Annotated in this window: 1 protein-coding gene; it reads left to right on the forward strand. The window is 74.0% G+C overall.

The features are described from left to right. Positions 1–643: hypothetical protein (locus AC27KI_RS26700; protein WP_487116912.1), on the forward strand; the 643-nt coding region annotated here is incomplete at both ends.

Consider the following 643-nt stretch of genomic DNA (forward strand, 5'->3'; position numbering starts at 1 on the left):
CGCGGCGCCCGATCTGCCGCGCGACGAACTGCACGCGCCTTCCACGCAGAAAACCGCGCGCGCCGTGCAGCACTGGGACGTGCTGGCCCGCGACGTGGCGGAGCGCACGGCGGTGCGGCTGCGCGACTGGCCGCCGGGGGAGTACCCGATCTATCTGCTGCCCGCCCAGGGCGACGGCTTCGACGCGGGCTTTCGCTCGCTGCTGGTGACGCGCCTGGTGGACCGAGGCATCACCGTCTCGACCCAGCCGACCGGCGTGCGCATGGCGGTGTCCACGCAGGTGGTGCAGCACCAGGGCGGCGGTGTGTACGCGCCGCCGCGGGTGCGGCTGTCCGAGGGCGTGGCGGTGGTGCGCGATGCGTCGGGCGCCTACGTGCCGGCGCCGGACGTTCTGCTGGCCAGCGGCACGGCGCGCACCGAAATTTTGGTGACCACGTCCATCGAATCGGACGAGCGCGTGCTGGCGCGCACCAGCGACGTCTATTCCATCGACCAGGGCGACGTGGCGCTGTACCTGCCGCGCGTGCCGGCGGTGGCGGCCACGCCGGTCAAGACGTGGCGGGTGTGCCATGAGGCGCCGCACCGTGCTGGCCGGCGCGCGGCGGTGGCCTGCCGGCGTGCGCGCGGTTCTACTACGGCAGCG

It is taken from the genome of Acidovorax sp. KPB24-03, from assembly GCF_057546605.1.